We start from the raw sequence: 15816 nt of genomic DNA, 5'->3' as shown, positions 1-15816 counted from the left end.
TATCAAAAGTCTTTAATGAAAAAATTAAAATCAGACGAGCTAAACCGTGTAGGTGTAGAAGAATTTAGAGAACAGGAGAAATTACCGGTCATCGTGGTGCTCGACAATGTACGGAGCATGCACAATATTGGCTCCGTTTTCAGGACGGCAGATGGTTTTGCCATAGAGAAATTATACCTCTGTGGCATTACCGCTCAACCTCCGCACCGTGAAATAGAAAAAACGGCTTTAGGCGCAACCCAGTCCGTGGCATGGACACATTTTGAAAGCACACTGGAAGCAGTAGCTTCCCTTCGTGAAGATGGATATGAAATCATTGCCATTGAACAGGCATCGGGAAGTGTGATGTTAAATACTTTCCAGCCCGAAAGCAGTAAAAAATATGCGTTGATTTTCGGAAATGAAGTCAACGGAGTGAGTGAAGAAGTGATGGCGCAAATTGATAAATGTATTGAAATCCCTCAGTTTGGAACCAAACATTCCTTCAATATTGTGATCTCTGCAGGTATTGTCCTATGGGATTTCTTTGCCAAACTAAGGTTGTAATTGCTTTACCTGATTAAATAAGCGGACCGATGGACAACAAACTACTGAAAAAACTACATGTTAAAGCAGGATTTAAGCTGCTTGTAGAAAATGCGCCTGAAAATGTAGCAGCGCTGCTGGGAGATTTTGATGCCGTACAGCTCAGTTTTAATGCAGAAAAGGAATTTGATGCGCTGTTGCTATTTGTCATGAATAGTTATGAGTTGAAAGAACAACTGCCTATCATTTCCGGGAAACTCAAGCCGGATACGCTGTTCTGGATTGCTTATCCTAAAAAAACTTCAGGAATGGAAAGCGATCTCCATATGATGGCGCCATGGGACGAACTGAAAGCCTACCAACTGACGCCCTGTGCATCGGTCTCTATTTCAGAAGTATGGACAGGTCTGCGCCTGAAACCTATAGATCTGGTGAAGGCTTCTTCAGTGAGAAATGAAAATATTGAGCAGAATGAATTTTCAGCATATATTGATGTGATCAACAAAAAAGTCACGCTTCCGGAAGACCTGTTGGCTGCTCTGGAACAATATCCTTTAGCGCTGACTTATTTTGAATCTCTGGCTTATTCTCACAGAAAAGAATATGTGCTCTGGATCTTAACGGCAAAGCAGGATAAAACCAGGATCAGCAGGATTGAGAAAACCATTGCGATGTTGATGGAAAAGAAAAAGAATCCAAACGACAAATCCTAACCTCATCATCAAAAAATTTAAACAAGAGCGGCCGCATCAACTGATGCGGCCGCTCTTGTTTAAAAGAAATTCTTATTGTTTACTTGGCCCACCAAACTTTCTCAGAGGTAAGAACGCTCTGTTGAGGTTGAGGATTGGCTGTAACTTCCTGTGAAGGATAAGGGAAACGCTGAGGAATATATGGCTTGAATGCATTTGGAACAATAGTCAGCACTGGGAAGCCTGTCTTGCGCCAATCGTTATAGGTTTCAGGTGATAAAAAATTGGCGACATATTTCTCTACAATGATCGTCTTTAACGGAGTTACCGGATCAAGAATAGAATGAGTAGCCGTATAAGCATCTCTATCCACCGCCGCAACTTTCAACAAGTTCATATTGGCTTCAATAGCTTCCTTAAGCACAGGTGTTGCCGCTACTGGTCCTGATTTTATCAATGTGGCTTCAGCCTTGATAAACAATGCCTCTGCATAGGTAGCAAGGTATACCGGGGCAACTTTCCCACTTTCTTCATCCGCTTCAGAATATCCACCCACATTAGGCGAAACTGTAGCATAAATCGCTGGATCTGGGGTGGGTGTCGTTCCACTTTGTCTGCCCACATAATCTCCGCCAGAACCCGCCGTCGCTATAATTGGCAATCGGGGATCATTATTGGAAACTAATAAATCAGTAAAATATTTGGAAAGCACTACACCTCCTGCTCCCGGCAAAGTTCCCTGATACCAGGGATTCTCTCCTTTTGCTTTTCCTGAGTAAGTAACTTTCGCATTTTGCGCGTTTGTAGAAAAGCCATTCTGCAATGCCGCTAACGCTAAATCGGCCTGAGTTGTAGCAGAATAACCTGCAGCTTTACTCAAACGAAGGTAATATCTGGCCTTAAGTGTATAAGCGAGTCTTTTCCAGGAAGCAAAATCACCACCATAGATTAAATCATCAGTACCTACTTTAACTCCGGCCGGAGCTGAGTTCAGAATTACAATTGCCTCGTCCAATGTACTTTGAATTAGCTTGTAAATACTTTCCTGTGAATCATATTTAGGCCGCTGATTCGCCAGCTCCTGAAAAGCTTCTGAATATGGAATATCTCCCCAAAGATCGGTACAAAAGGCAAGGTTATAAGCAAGAAGGATTTTTCCAATACCTGCGTAACCATTGTTACCCGACTTTTCCGCTTTTTGGACCATGATTCTGGCATTGAGCAAAATTGCAGGATAAAGATCAAAGCTCCAGGTATTGTTTACATCACTCGGTGTGATGCGGTAGGAATCGATCTCCGGTGCGGGCTGATTGATTGCCATTTGCTGCATCCAGTAAGCAGAAACACTTCCAGGGTAACCGGCAACAATGTTTGTTGTCGTATAAAGTTCCAGAGGTGTTAGAATCAGTGACTCCTGTACATCTACCGGGTTATTAGGATCCTTGTTAATATCAAGAAATTTTTTGCATCCTGATGCAAACACCAGTAGCACAAATGCGATTAATATATATGATGTCTTTTTCATGTTGTTCGATTTTAGAAAGTAACTTTTACAGCAAAATTATAGCTTCTGTTAGACGGGGTTACAAAGTTTGTAAAGCCACCACCATTTCCGGTACCATATAAACTTACTTCCGGATCTGAGCCTGTATAATGAGGCGTATAGAACCATAAATTTCTTCCTGTAGCGGAAACGCTCAACCCTTTAAACGGTGTTCTCTTTAAAAGCGAAGGCGTAAAACTGTAAGCTAAGCTCACCTGTCTTAATTTCACATACGTACCATCTTCTACCCCATTTTCATCTACCTGGGAGTAGTTATTCTGATAATATGCCTGATCTATCGGAACGACTTTGGTATTTACCTGTCCGTCTTCTGTTACGCCATCAAACACCTTGGTTCCAGTTCTGTTTTCAGTTAGCTTGGTTACCCCATAAAAGTTAAGATAGAAATTATCAAGATTGTAAACATCACCGCCTTTTTTCATATCCAATACCGCGGAAAGACTAATGCCTTTCCAGGTAAAAGTAGTCGTTAATCCAGCGTTCCATTTAGCTACTGTATTTCCAATTGGACCAAGAGTATCATCAATAATCGGATACCCATCCGCATCTATGACCATTTTCCCCGCATCATTACGAAGATACCTTGAACCAAAAATGACTGCATAAGGCTGATCTTTATAAGCGAATACACCCGGACTGGTAAAACCTGCGAATTGAATGTTATCCTTGCCCTGGCCAATCTCGGTCACTTTGTTGTTGATTTTAGAGAAGTTCAATCCTACCACCCAGGTGATGTCTTTAGTTTTTATAGGAGTACCACTAAAAACCAATTCGAAACCTCTGTTATACATGCTTGCTGCATTGATGATGGCTGCATTAGCTCCGGTTGAAGGGGTAATTGGCGTATTACTGATCAAGTCCCCGCTGATTTTATTAAAATAGGTAGCTTCAACATTCAGGCGGCTCTTAAACATCTTTAACTCCAGACCTGCTTCGAATTCCTTTAAGGATTCATTTTTCAGGTTAGGGTCACCAATTACATTACTTAGTAAAAATCCATTATGACCGTCGTAAGGAAACTCTATATTACCAATGACTTGCTTGGCATAAATTCTGCCAATGCTATAAGGTTGAACATTATCGTTTCCTACATAAGAATAAGAAACACGAATCTTACCAAAATTCAGGATAGAGTTGTTACTTAAATCAAGCGGTTCCGTAAATATGAATCCGGCAGAAGCAGAGCCATAAGGATAAAATCTTTTATCCGAACTCAGCACCGAAGTACCATCATAGCGACCTGTTAAGGAAAAAGACAGCATGCGTTTGTATTCTCCCGTCATTTGTGCATATATCCCTACTTTTCGGTAATTGTTGTCCGTTATTGTAGAGAGAATGGTCGAGGCATTTGCAATGTTATAAAAATCTTTTGCTGATAGGCCAATACCTTTATCAAACACCGTTTTCTGTTGAGAAGAAAGGATGTTATTTCCTACCAGGATACTTCCAAAAAAGTCGTCTCCAAAGTTTTTCTTCGCCTCAATGATTAAGTCGTGATTGAATTGTTTGAAATTGATTTCGCGGTTGTACATTTTTCCATTTGCAGATTCTCCACCAACAATCCCCGGAGCTTCATGATAAGTTGTTGCATCGTTAAAGATATCCGCGCCTATCCTTTCCGTAATTGACAACCATGGTGTTGGGTTATAATTCAGCGTAAATACAGGTAAGAACCTGTTTACAAAAGAGCTGAATTTAACGTTATCTACCAGCCAATATGGATTATTCCGCGCTGCGCGGTAAAGCCTTTGACTTCCGTCAGGATTGGTGGTTGGAAAAGGATTCCATGAAATTGGGGCAGCATATACTGTCCAGAATGGACTGGCAAGACTGTTTCCTTCAGGCAAGCGATCATTTCCGGTATTGATATAATTCACCTGACCTGTGACAGAAACCTTACTGGTTATTTCGTTTGTAAATTTGGTAAAGAAGGAATGACGTCCAAAATCTGTACCTGGCATGGTACCTTTTGTATTCAGGTAAGAATAAGAAACGAGGTAACTTGATTTATCCGTAGATCCATTTACAGCAACTGTATTGTCTGTAGTAAAACCTTGTCTAAAGAATTCCTTTCTTGGATCGTGTTTTGTAACCGGCGCTCCATTTACCATGAGTCCCTCAATGAGTGGACCCCATGAACTTGAACCTAATTTTCCATTATTACCATCTACATAGTTACCATCACTACCCTGCGCATATTTGTCCTGAAACTCAGGAAATATGGCATTGTCAAAGGTAACACCCGAAGAGAGAGATACGGAAGGCCTTCCTTTACCCGTTTTCGTCGTGATGATCACCACCCCTCTTGCTGCAGCCGAACCATATAAAGCACTCGCTGCTGCACCTTTAAGAATAGAGACACTTTCTACGATGTTTGGATCAATATCAATTGCTCTGTTTGCTGTACCTCCGGCACTCAATGCGCCATCCGGATTTCCTGCTTCCGTATTATTGATCGGCACTCCATCCACAACGAATAAGGCACCATTCTCTCCGGTAAGGGAAGTATTTCCTCTGATCACAATTTTGGAAGAGCTACCAGCCGCACCACTTGAGTTTGTGATTTGAACACCAGCTACTTTACCTGCCAGTGCATTGACCAGGTTATTCTCTTTAGCGGCGACTAAAGCATTTCCCGTCACTTCCTGGGTAGAATAGGTCAATGTGCGTTTTTCTCTCTTGATACCAAGCGCGGTAACCACAATTTCATTTAAATTGGTTTCTTCATCATTTAAAGAAACATCTAACTGATTATTTGATCCGATTGCTTTCGTTTGGGTTGTAAAACCCAGGTAAGAGAACTCCAGGCTCAGGTTGCTTCCGTTCACCTCGATGGAGTACTTTCCATTGGCCCCGGTTTGAGTTCCTGTTTTCTGCCCTTTCACCCTTACAGATACCCCAGGCAGGGGATTTTTGTCGCTTGTCGCGATTACGGTACCAGTGATGGTACGTGTTTGTGCCCAGGCTGTTATTGTAAACAGCAATAGCACCATTAGCGTTAGTAATGGTCTTTTCATAGTTAATTTAGGATTAGTTAATAACTATAATTTAAGCTTTTGCCGAATTTTATATGTCAACATGGTCTCATTTCCGTTACAAAACGCGCATAACGACCAGTACTACAAGTATTTAAACTTAAAACAAAACCAAAAAACAGCATATTTTAGAATAAAATTGATGGATTTACCATAAAAAATGCGCTAATAATATTTTTTTTAGCGTCCTAAAAATCCCAAATCAGGGTTTCATCCGGACATTTTTCATTTGATTTCGGGAGTTGAAATTCAATGAAAATTCACACCGTTAACTCTACTTATAAAACATCGTTCAGACCACATAGAACGATATAAATAAATGAAAATGCCCGTTTACAGAATAACACCCATCAATTGTAATTCTTTTGTAAAGAAACTGCCAAAAAGTAGAATATTCAATCATCCCCCGCAAGGATTTCTGTTTAGTCTTTCTGATCATTTAACTTCTTTTTTACCAAAAACCTTGATACCAGCGTTATTTCGTAATAAATCTTCCTTAGGGTAGGAATTTTGGATGCAGTTTTACATTAAAAAACCCCGGAAATATTAAATTTCCGGGGTTTTATTATCAATAATGAAATAAATCTTATCTCTTTTTTAATGATTAAGCATAAGGGATTCCATCTTTAGATGCCAGACTGCTATGTCCCATCAGGTATTCATCTACTTTACGGGCTGCTTCTCTGCCTTCTGAAATTGCCCATACCACTAAGGATTGTCCGCGGCGCATATCTCCTGCAGCAAAAATCTTGGCAATATTCGTTTGATACTTACCCTCTTCGGCCTTTACATTTCCTCTGTTGTCCAGCTCTACACCTAATTTTTCAATTAAGCCTTCCTTTTGAGGATGTAAGAAGCCCATGGCCAATAAAACCAGCTGACAAGGCAAATCGCGCTCTGTACCGGCTTTTTCTTTAAAATTCAAAGGCCTTCCAACCGCATCAATTTCCCACTCTACATCCACTACTTTTAAGGCTTTCAGATTTCCGTTTTCATCTTTAATGAATTCCTTGGTATTCACTCCCCAGGCTCTCTCACAACCCTCTTCATGAGAAGACGTTACTTTTAAAAGCATTGGAAAGGTTGGCCATGGCATATTAGAAGTACGGTTCTGGGATGGCATCGGCATGATCTCAAACTGCATCACAGATTTTGCACCCTGACGATTGGAAGTACCAATACAATCAGATCCGGTATCTCCACCCCCAATTACGATCACATCTTTACCCGTCGCAAGAATCGCTTCTCCATCAACGCTGATATTTCTGACACGCTTGTTCTGTTGTTTCAGGAAATCCATTGCATAATGAACCCCTTTGGCCTCACGGCCTGTAATGTTCAGGTCCCTTGGAATGGTAGATCCTCCAGCCAACACGATCGACTGATATTCTCTAAGTAATGTATTGAGCTCTACATTCACCCCAACATTGGAATTACATTTGAAAACAATACCCTCTTTTTCCATCAGGGCGATACGTCTGCTGACGATATCTTTCTGAAGTTTAAAATCAGGAATTCCATAATTCAATAAACCTCCGGGTGTATCATCGCGTTCATAAACCACCACTTCATGCCCCGCTTTATTCAGCTGTGCTGCTGCGGCAAGGCCTGCTGGTCCGGAACCAATTACGGCAACTTTCTTACCTGTACGGATCAAAGGTTGTTCCGCTTTGATGTATCCTTTATTGAAGGCTATCTCTATAATATGTTTTTCAATTTCTTCGATAGAGACCGGAGACCTGTTGATGCCAAGTACGCAGGCCGACTCACATGGTGCCGGACAAATCCTTCCTGTAAACTCCGGGAAGTTATTTGTGCTCAGCAAAATCGTAGAAGCCAGCTGCCAGTCTCCTTTATATACTGCATCATTAAATTCCGGAATCACATTGCCAAGCGGGCAACCCGACTGACAAAAAGGAACCCCGCAATCCATACACCTTGCGGCTTCGCGGTTTACCTCCTCTAATTCAAAATTCTGTACAAATTCATTATAATGCTTTAAACGTTCTTTAGCATCTTCTTTTACAGGAGCAGTTCTTTCATACTCTAAAAATCCGGTTACTTTTCCCATAGTTAAGCTATATTTAGTTTAGTGGTTCTGATCATTTTGTGTTTCAATTTTCTCTGGTTGTTTCGGAGCATAAGGTTAAACAGTTACTTTAGCTCTTTTCATCAATACTGCTTTGTATTCTTTAGGGAATACCTTAATAAAATGTGCAGATTGAGTGGTCCAGTCGTTTAAGATGAATTTAGCCAGACTGCTATCTGTCAGCTGAATGTGTTTCTTCAGTAAGATATTAATGCGCAGCTCATCCTGTTCATCCAGCGGATCAAGGTCTACCATTTCTTTATTACACTTATTGGCAAACTCTCCTTTAACATCATAGATCCAGGCTACTCCACCGCTCATACCAGCGGCAAAATTACTTCCTGTATCACCGATCACCAGGACTTCCCCACCAGTCATGTACTCACAACCATGGTCACCCAAGCCTTCCACTACTGCTGTAGCACCCGAGTTTCTCACCGCAAAACGTTCTCCTGCCTGCCCTCTTACATACAATTCGCCGGAGGTTGCACCATAAAGGGCTACGTTACCGATGATGATGTTTTGCTCAGGGACATAGCTGATGGTACTGAAAGGATAGATAGACAACCTTGCGCCTGAAAGTCCTTTTCCAACATAATCATTTGCTTCACCTTCCAATTGTAAGGAGATTCCTTTCGCTGCGAAAGCACCAAAGCTTTGTCCGGCGGAACCTTTAAATTTGAAATTGATCGTATCTGCCGGTAAACCCTGACTTTTATAAATTTTAGACACTTCGTTAGACAGCATCGTTCCCAGCGCACGGTTGGTATTCTTCACTTCAAACTCTCTGTAGATCGGCTCTTTATTTAGCAAAGCAGGTTGAGCTGCTTTAATTAAAGCATGATCCAGGATATCTGTTAATCCATGATCCTGCACTTCTGTCTGATACAGACTTAATCCGTTATCCGGAGCTTTATACAAGATCGCGGAAAGGTCAAGATCTTTCAACTTCCAGTCCGTCGGATCGATCTGGCGTAAGCTTAAGGCATCTGCCTGGCCCACCATTTCTTCTACCGTTCTGAAACCTAATTCCGCCATCGTTTCTCTCAGTTCTTCCGCAAGGAAATGGAATAAGTTCACTACATGGTCTGCCTCTCCTGTAAATAATTTTCTAAGGTTAGGATCCTGAGTCGCCACCCCTACAGGGCAGGTATTCAGGTGACATTTCCTCATCATGATACATCCGGAGGTAACCAATGCTGCGGTAGCTACTCCCCATTCTTCCGCTCCAAGAAGCGTTGCAATGGCGATGTCTTTACCTGTTTTCAGCTGTCCGTCTGTTTGCAGGACTACCCTGCTGCGCAAGCGGTTTTTAACCAGCGTCTGATGTGCTTCCGCAAGTCCAAGCTCCCATGGAAGTCCGGCATGCTGGATAGAGGTCAATGGCGATGCCCCGGTTCCTCCGTCAAATCCTGAAACCAGGATCACATCCGCATGTGCTTTCGCTACTCCGGCAGCAATCGTTCCTACACCAGCTTTAGAAACCAGTTTCACGTTGATTCTTGCTTCGCGGTTTGCGTTTTTCAAATCAAAGATCAGCTGTGCTAAATCTTCAATAGAATAAATATCGTGGTGTGGCGGCGGAGAGATCAGACCTACTCCCGGTGTGGCATGACGAACCTTAGCGATCCAGTCGTCCACTTTATCTCCCGGTAATTGTCCACCTTCACCTGGTTTGGCACCCTGTGCCATTTTAATCTGTAATTCATCTGCATTGCTCAGGTAATAACTCGTTACCCCGAAACGTGCAGAAGCAATTTGCTTGATGGCAGAGCGCATAGAATCGCCGTTAGGCAAAGTCTCATAACGCAATTCATCCTCTCCTCCTTCACCGGTATTGCTTTTTCCGCCGATGCGGTTCATGGCAATGGCCAAAGTAGAGTGTGCTTCATGAGAGATCGATCCAAATGACATCGCTCCTGTTGCAAAGCGTTTCAAGATGTTTTCAATCGGTTCTACTTCTTCTAAAGGCACCGCAGGGCGATCGTAATTGAATTCAAATAAACCTCTGATCGTATAAGCCTGATGTGTTTGCTCATTTACCAGCTTAGAATATTGCTTATAAACGTTATAATCTTTCTTTCTCGTTGCATTTTGCAGCAAGTGGATCGTCTGAGGATTGAACAAATGTTGTTCTCCTTTACGTTTCCATTTGTAATTACCACCTGTAGGCAGGATCGTATCCGGGCGTGTTGCCGAACCAAAAATCCTGTTGTGTTTGATCAATGCTTCTCTTGCAATTTCGTCCAGTCCTAATCCACCAATTCTGGAAACCGCACCTGTAAAATAATTGTCCACCACTTGTTTGTTGATCCCTAGAATTTCAAAGATCTGTGCACCATGGTAAGATTGCAATGTAGAGATTCCCATTTTTGAGAAGATCTTCAACAATCCATTATTTACTGCATATATATAGTTCTGAATTAATTTTGCAGGTTTAGCCTCCAATTCGGTTTCAAAACCTGTAATCGTTTCTTCGGCCAGATAAGGATTCACTGCTGTTGCACCAAATCCAATTAAACAAGCGAAATGGTGAACTTCCCAAACATCACCTGCTTCTACCACTAAACCAACATCACCCCTGTATCCTTTACGGATCAAATGATGGTGAACCGTAGAAACGGCCAGTAAAGAAGGAATTGCAGCATGTTCAGAATCCAGCGCACGATCGGAAAGGATGATCACCTGGAATCCGTCTTCTACTGCATCTACTGCATAACGGCAAAGCCTGTCTAACGCTTTTGCCATTGCTCCCGGTTTTCCGGTTGCTCTGAAATAGGTTTGTAAAGTTTTAGACTGGAATACTCCCGTATCGATACTTCTTAGTTTCTCTAACTCTAAGTTCGTTAATATCGGATGTTTAATCCCCACACAATGACATTGCATGGCCTTTTCTTCCAGGATATTTCCGTTGTTACCCATGAAACCTGCAAGGCTCATTACCACTTTTTCCCTGATCGGATCGATTGGCGGATTGGTTACCTGCGCAAACAACTGTTTGAAATAAGAAGAAAGGTGTTGAGGTTTTTGCGACAGGACTGCTAAAGGAATATCTGTTCCCATAGATCCGATCGGCTCTTTACCATCCCTGGCCATTGGTTTCAGGATGAGGTCGATGTCCTCACGGCTATAGCCAAATACCTGCTGGTACTTAAAGATAGACTCCTGAGAAAGTCCGCTGAAGACTACTCTTGGATCTGAAAGTTCTTCCAGTCTGATCTGGTATTGATTTAACCAGTCTGCATACGGCCTGCGGCCACAAACCAATTGTTTAATTTCGGTATCACTAATGATTCGTCCCTGCTCCATATCTACCACAAACATCTTTCCGGGAGTTAACCTTCCTTTTTCGATGATTTTGCTTTGATCTAAAGCCAATGCCCCGGCTTCAGAAGCCATGATCACATGATCATCTTCGGTGATGGCATATCTTTGCGGGCGAAGTCCGTTTCTGTCCAGCGTGGCACCAATCAAATTGCCGTCTGTAAAAGAAACAGCAGCCGGTCCATCCCATGGCTCCATTAAAGTAGCGTGAAACTTATAGAATGCTTGTTTAAGCTCATCCATGTCTTCATTACCATCCCATGCCTCAGGAATCAACATCATGAGTACATGTGGTAATGAGCGGCCTGCATGAAGCAATAACTCTACTATATTATCTAAACATCCTGAATCGGAATTGGATTCGTCAATTACAGGAAGTAAAATATTCAGTTCTTCAGGTGTAAAGTAAGACGAAGCCAAAGACTTCACGCTTGCTCTAAACCAGTTCAGGTTTCCCTGTAAGGTGTTAATTTCTCCGTTATGTGCGATATACCTGAAAGGCTGCGCCAGCTTCCATGAAGGAAAGGTATTTGTTGCAAAACGGCTATGAATTAAGCCAAAAGCGGAAACGACACGCTTATCACTTAGTTCAGTAAAATAGGTTCTCACCTGCAAAGAGGTAAGCTGTCCTTTATATACGATCGTTCTCGAAGAGAAAGAAGCAATATAAAACTCGCCATTGATTCCCTTTACGGTATTGTTAATGGTCTTTGACAGGTAGTTTTTGAACACATAAAGTTTACGTTCAAAGTCTGCACCTGCTGCAATAGCATAAGGACGTGCGATAAAGACCTGTTCCATTTCCGGTTCTACCGATAATGCCATGTCGCCAATACCTTCTGTATTGGTTTGTACTCTTCTGAAGCCTAAAACTTCCAGTCCCAATTTCTCTGCTGCACGGTAAATGATCTCTCTGCACTCTTCTCTCGCCTTGACATCTTTTGGTAAAAATAGCATCCCTACCCCATAATCGCCGGATTCATTCAGGCTGAATCCGATTTTAAGACATTCGTCGTACAGAAACTCGTGAGGGATCTGTATCATAATACCTGCGCCATCTCCGGTATTAATTTCTGCTCCGCAAGCCCCGCGGTGATCAAGATTTTCAAGAATGGTAATGGCGTCGGAAATGATTTGTTGCGACTTTCTGCCCTTGATATGGGCAACGAAACCAATGCCACATGCGTCGTGCTCAAAACGCTGGTCGTACAACCCTTGCTGATCTTGTGTTTGTTCCATAAGTTTAATTTAATGTTGGTTGGGTATAGTGTGATTCAGACACTAAGTTACGAAAAAAAATCAAGGAATTATAATATTGTTATATTTTTTAGGAGATACACAGCATATTTCAATTATAATCCTTGTATTTTGTGATATTCATAAATTACATCGATATAAATTACGACATTCATAACCATTATTATTCATGCATAGTATTTCTATGTTTCGTTTCTGATACTGATGTTTTGCAGATTTTTTCCTTTTTTAGCATTTGTTAAAGAAAATGAGAAAAAAGATTAAAAATAATTTACACTACAATAGGTTTAATCTCAATCAATTACCCCAAATCCCTCGAAAAAACTACAATAAAAGCAATATTTACTTTTGTAGATTCAATTCTTTTCCTACTTTTGTGACGGGCAAGTCTTTTACGATCAGCTCCCTTTGAACTCCCCCAGGGCGGGAACGAAGCAAGGGTAGAAGGTTGTAGCGGTGCGATAAAAGGTGCTTGCCCATTTTTATTTTTTCTAGATAGACCATGCTTCGAATGCATACTCTTCTTTCTAACGACTATCACGAGTTAATCATATATTTTCTTAAACTAAATATCATATGAAATTTTTCATAGACACAGCTAACCTGGAACAAATCAGAGAAGCTCAAGACCTTGGCGTTTTAGATGGCGTAACCACCAACCCTAGCCTAATGGCTAAAGAAGGAATCACCGGAGATCAGAATGTATTGAACCACTACAAAGCGATTTGCGATATCGTTGATGCGAATGTAAGTGCAGAAGTGATTTCTACTGATTATGAATCGATGATTAAAGAAGGTGAAGCTTTGGCTAAACTGGATCCGAAAATCGTGGTTAAAGTCCCAATGATCAAAGACGGTGTTAAAGCCATTAAATATCTTTCATCAAAAGGCATCAGAACCAACTGTACCTTAATCTTCTCTGCAGGACAGGCATTGATAGCTGCTAAAGCAGGTGCTACTTACGTATCTCCTTTCTTAGGCCGTTTAGATGACATCTCTACAGATGGTTTCCAATTGATCGAAGACATCAGGTTAATTTTTGACAACTATCAATACGAAACTCAGATTCTTGCAGCTTCGGTAAGAGGCCCAATGCACATCATCAACTGCGCTAAATTAGGTGCTGATGTGATGACCGGACCACTTTCTGCAATTCTTGCATTAATCAAACACCCATTAACCGATAGCGGTCTTGCTCAGTTCTTAGCTGATCATGCTAAAGCTGCCGGTAAATAAGTCGTATCTTATTATAAAAAAAGTGCTGTTGATTAATTCGACAGCACTTTTTTTATGTTTTCATAGCTGATCTGCTCATCCGGCTCAATAAGAATCCCCTTCACTCCTGCCCCATTTGCGGCTTCCACATCTCTTGGCTTATCTCCGATCATTACTGACAATGCAGGATCGATATTGTAAGTCGCAATGGCTTCTAACACCATTCCTGATTTTGGTTTCCTGCAGGCACATTCTTCAGATACGGTTGGATGATGCGGGCAATGGTAAGCATGGGTGATCAATGCGCCCTGCTCTTCAAACTTTTTGCCAAGAATGGCATGCATCTCTGCAAGGGTTTCTTCGGTATAACGGTTTAAAGCAATGCCCCCCTGATTGGTAATGATAATGAGCATGTACCCTTCGTCATATAGTTTCTTTAAAGGAGGAATCTGGTATTCCAGGACTTCAAAATCTTCTACGCGACAGATATAATCGTATATTTCGTGATTCAGTACGCCATCACGGTCCAGAAAAATTGCTTTATTCATTTAGTATATTTTTTTTTGCAAAGATGAGGATATTAAATTAGTATCGCAGTCTGTTGCGGATTTAGTTAAACATAATGATGATCCGGATGTTATTAAAACAGTTAAACATAAAAGAGAACTATGCCATATATCAAAAGAAACCCAGAGAACAGTAAGTCTGTAAACATATTTTATGAAGACCTGGGATCAGGCAAACCGGTAATCCTGATCCACGGATGGCCGGTATCACACGAAATGTGGGAATATCAGGTCGCTTCCATCGTATATAGTGGTTATCGCTGCATTGCGTACGACAGAAGAGGCTTTGGCCAGTCAGACAAACCCTGGAATGGATATGATTACGACACCCTGGCTTCTGATCTGCATGAACTAATCAGTGCACTCGACTTATCTGAAGTAACCTTAGTTGGCTTCTCCATGGGTGGCGGTGAAGTAGTGCGTTACCTGGGCAAATACGGATCTTCTAAAGTGGAGAAAGCAATCCTGATCAGCTCTGTAGTTCCATTGGTTTTAAAAACTGAGGACCATGAGGAAGGTGTTCCTGCGGAAGTATTCGATGGGATCGTTTCCAGTATCCATCAGGACCGCCCGGCATTCCTGACAAATTTTGGTAAACAATTTTTTAGCGAAGGTGTGCTGAATAAACCGGTAAGTCAGGAGATCCAGAACTGGATGCACCAACTTGCCATTGTAGCCAGTCCAAAAGCAACTGCAGATTGTGTAAGGTCCTTCTCTGAGACTGATTTCAGAACAGATCTGATTACGATTACTATTCCAATCATGATTATCCACGGTGATGACGATAAAACCGTTCCAATCAAAGCAACCAGTGCAATCACTTCCATGTTGCTGCCGAATGCAGAATATTATGTAATCGAAGGCGCACCACATGGATTATTCATTACGCATAAAGATGAACTGAACCAATTGCTGGTTAATTTTTTGAAAAGATAAGCCGTTTTTAATGGCTAAAGGTCGATTTTAGGGTTAAAATCGAGGCTTAAATTTGGTGATATGTAAATAATCTGGCTAAAAATCAGCGCAGTATATAATTTATGGGATTTTAATTTGCACCCTATATATAGTAGCCCTATATTTGCATCACTTTAAACGGAAACGCTTAGAGTAAAGCTGAAAATAACAGCTTTGATTCCGTAGCTCAGCTGGTAGAGCATTACACTTTTAATGTAGTGGTCCTGGGTTCGAATCCCAGCGGGATCACGAAAGGCGCAAGAAATTGCGCCTTTCCTGTTTAAAATGTATTTCAAAAGGCTCCTATCAAAAATGCTCGGGCATACCAATATTAGGACTATTCACCACTATGCTAAGATTCTGGATATAAAAATCAGTGTTGACATAAATGAACTGAGGAAGAAAACTTTTCTAAATTTCAGCTGATACTGTGCTTTTCCGATAAACATGCTTCGGCATAATCTAAAATGCCTGATTCTTGTAATTCAATTAATTTATTTGGATCAATGCCAAAAGTTGTGGAGCAAGTATTAAAAATATAGCTTTGTATTTTTATATAGTTTCAATTTATGCCATCAGCTGCCGCGTCCTTGCT

Annotated in this window: 9 protein-coding genes, 1 tRNA gene and 1 other RNA gene; 6 read left to right on the top strand and 5 right to left on the bottom strand. The window is 41.4% G+C overall.

Features of this window, described 5'->3' with window-relative positions:
- The first annotated feature begins 15 nt into the window (after nt 1-15).
- Both BLQ87_RS21470 and BLQ87_RS21465 read left to right on the top strand, forming a co-directional pair.
- Nucleotides 16-546, top strand: a complete 531-nt coding sequence (locus tag BLQ87_RS21470; protein ID WP_074610903.1) for an RNA methyltransferase — start codon at nt 16-18, stop codon at nt 544-546.
- Nucleotides 547-575: 29 nt separating this feature from the next.
- A complete protein-coding gene (locus BLQ87_RS21465) occupies nt 576-1238 on the top strand; it encodes a YdeI/OmpD-associated family protein (RefSeq protein ID WP_074610901.1) in 663 nt (220 codons plus the stop codon).
- A gap of 79 nt (nt 1239-1317) precedes the next feature.
- Here BLQ87_RS21465 and BLQ87_RS21460 read toward each other — a convergent pair whose 3' ends face one another.
- From BLQ87_RS21460 to gltB, 4 genes are all read right to left on the bottom strand, one after another.
- A complete protein-coding gene (locus BLQ87_RS21460; RefSeq protein ID WP_074610898.1) occupies nt 1318-2742 on the bottom strand; it encodes a SusD/RagB family nutrient-binding outer membrane lipoprotein in 1425 nt (474 codons plus the stop codon).
- Between the two features lie 11 nt (nt 2743-2753).
- Entirely contained in the window at nt 2754-5798 is a 3045-nt protein-coding gene (locus BLQ87_RS21455) for a SusC/RagA family TonB-linked outer membrane protein (RefSeq protein ID WP_074610896.1), read from the bottom strand.
- Nucleotides 5799-6420: 622 nt separating this feature from the next.
- The gene (locus BLQ87_RS21450) at nt 6421-7887 is read right to left on the bottom strand and encodes a glutamate synthase subunit beta (protein ID WP_074610894.1); all 1467 of its coding nucleotides are present in this window, start codon (nt 7885-7887) and stop codon (nt 6421-6423) included.
- Between the two features lie 75 nt (nt 7888-7962).
- A complete protein-coding gene (gene gltB, locus BLQ87_RS21445) occupies nt 7963-12468 on the bottom strand; it encodes a glutamate synthase large subunit (RefSeq protein ID WP_074610891.1) in 4506 nt (1501 codons plus the stop codon).
- A 399-nt stretch (nt 12469-12867) separates the two neighbouring features.
- Between gltB and ffs the strand changes: the two genes are divergently transcribed.
- Both ffs and fsa read left to right on the top strand, forming a co-directional pair.
- Nucleotides 12868-12967: signal recognition particle sRNA small type (gene ffs / locus BLQ87_RS21440), an RNA gene on the top strand.
- Between the two features lie 95 nt (nt 12968-13062).
- On the top strand, nt 13063-13722 hold the full coding sequence (fsa, locus tag BLQ87_RS21435) for a fructose-6-phosphate aldolase (protein WP_074610889.1): 660 nt from the start codon (nt 13063-13065) through the stop codon (nt 13720-13722).
- Nucleotides 13723-13754: 32 nt separating this feature from the next.
- On the opposite strand, the gene BLQ87_RS21430 is transcribed toward fsa, so the two are convergent.
- Nucleotides 13755-14249 (bottom strand): D-glycero-alpha-D-manno-heptose-1,7-bisphosphate 7-phosphatase, encoded by a 495-nt coding sequence (locus tag BLQ87_RS21430; RefSeq protein WP_074610886.1) that lies wholly within the window; start codon nt 14247-14249, stop codon nt 13755-13757.
- Between the two features lie 120 nt (nt 14250-14369).
- Here BLQ87_RS21430 and BLQ87_RS21425 point away from each other — a divergent pair, with 120 nt between their 5' ends.
- Both BLQ87_RS21425 and BLQ87_RS21420 read left to right on the top strand, forming a co-directional pair.
- The gene (locus BLQ87_RS21425) at nt 14370-15203 is read left to right on the top strand and encodes an alpha/beta fold hydrolase (protein ID WP_074610884.1); all 834 of its coding nucleotides are present in this window, start codon (nt 14370-14372) and stop codon (nt 15201-15203) included.
- A 194-nt stretch (nt 15204-15397) separates the two neighbouring features.
- Nucleotides 15398-15470 (top strand) — tRNA-Lys (locus BLQ87_RS21420).
- The last annotated feature ends 346 nt before the right edge of the window (nt 15471-15816 follow it).

It is taken from the genome of Pedobacter steynii (assembly GCF_900103665.1).
Lineage (GTDB): Bacteria > Bacteroidota > Bacteroidia > Sphingobacteriales > Sphingobacteriaceae > Pedobacter > Pedobacter steynii.
Note: the sequence above shows the minus strand (reverse complement) of the source record. Positions and strands in the feature narration are given on the sequence as shown.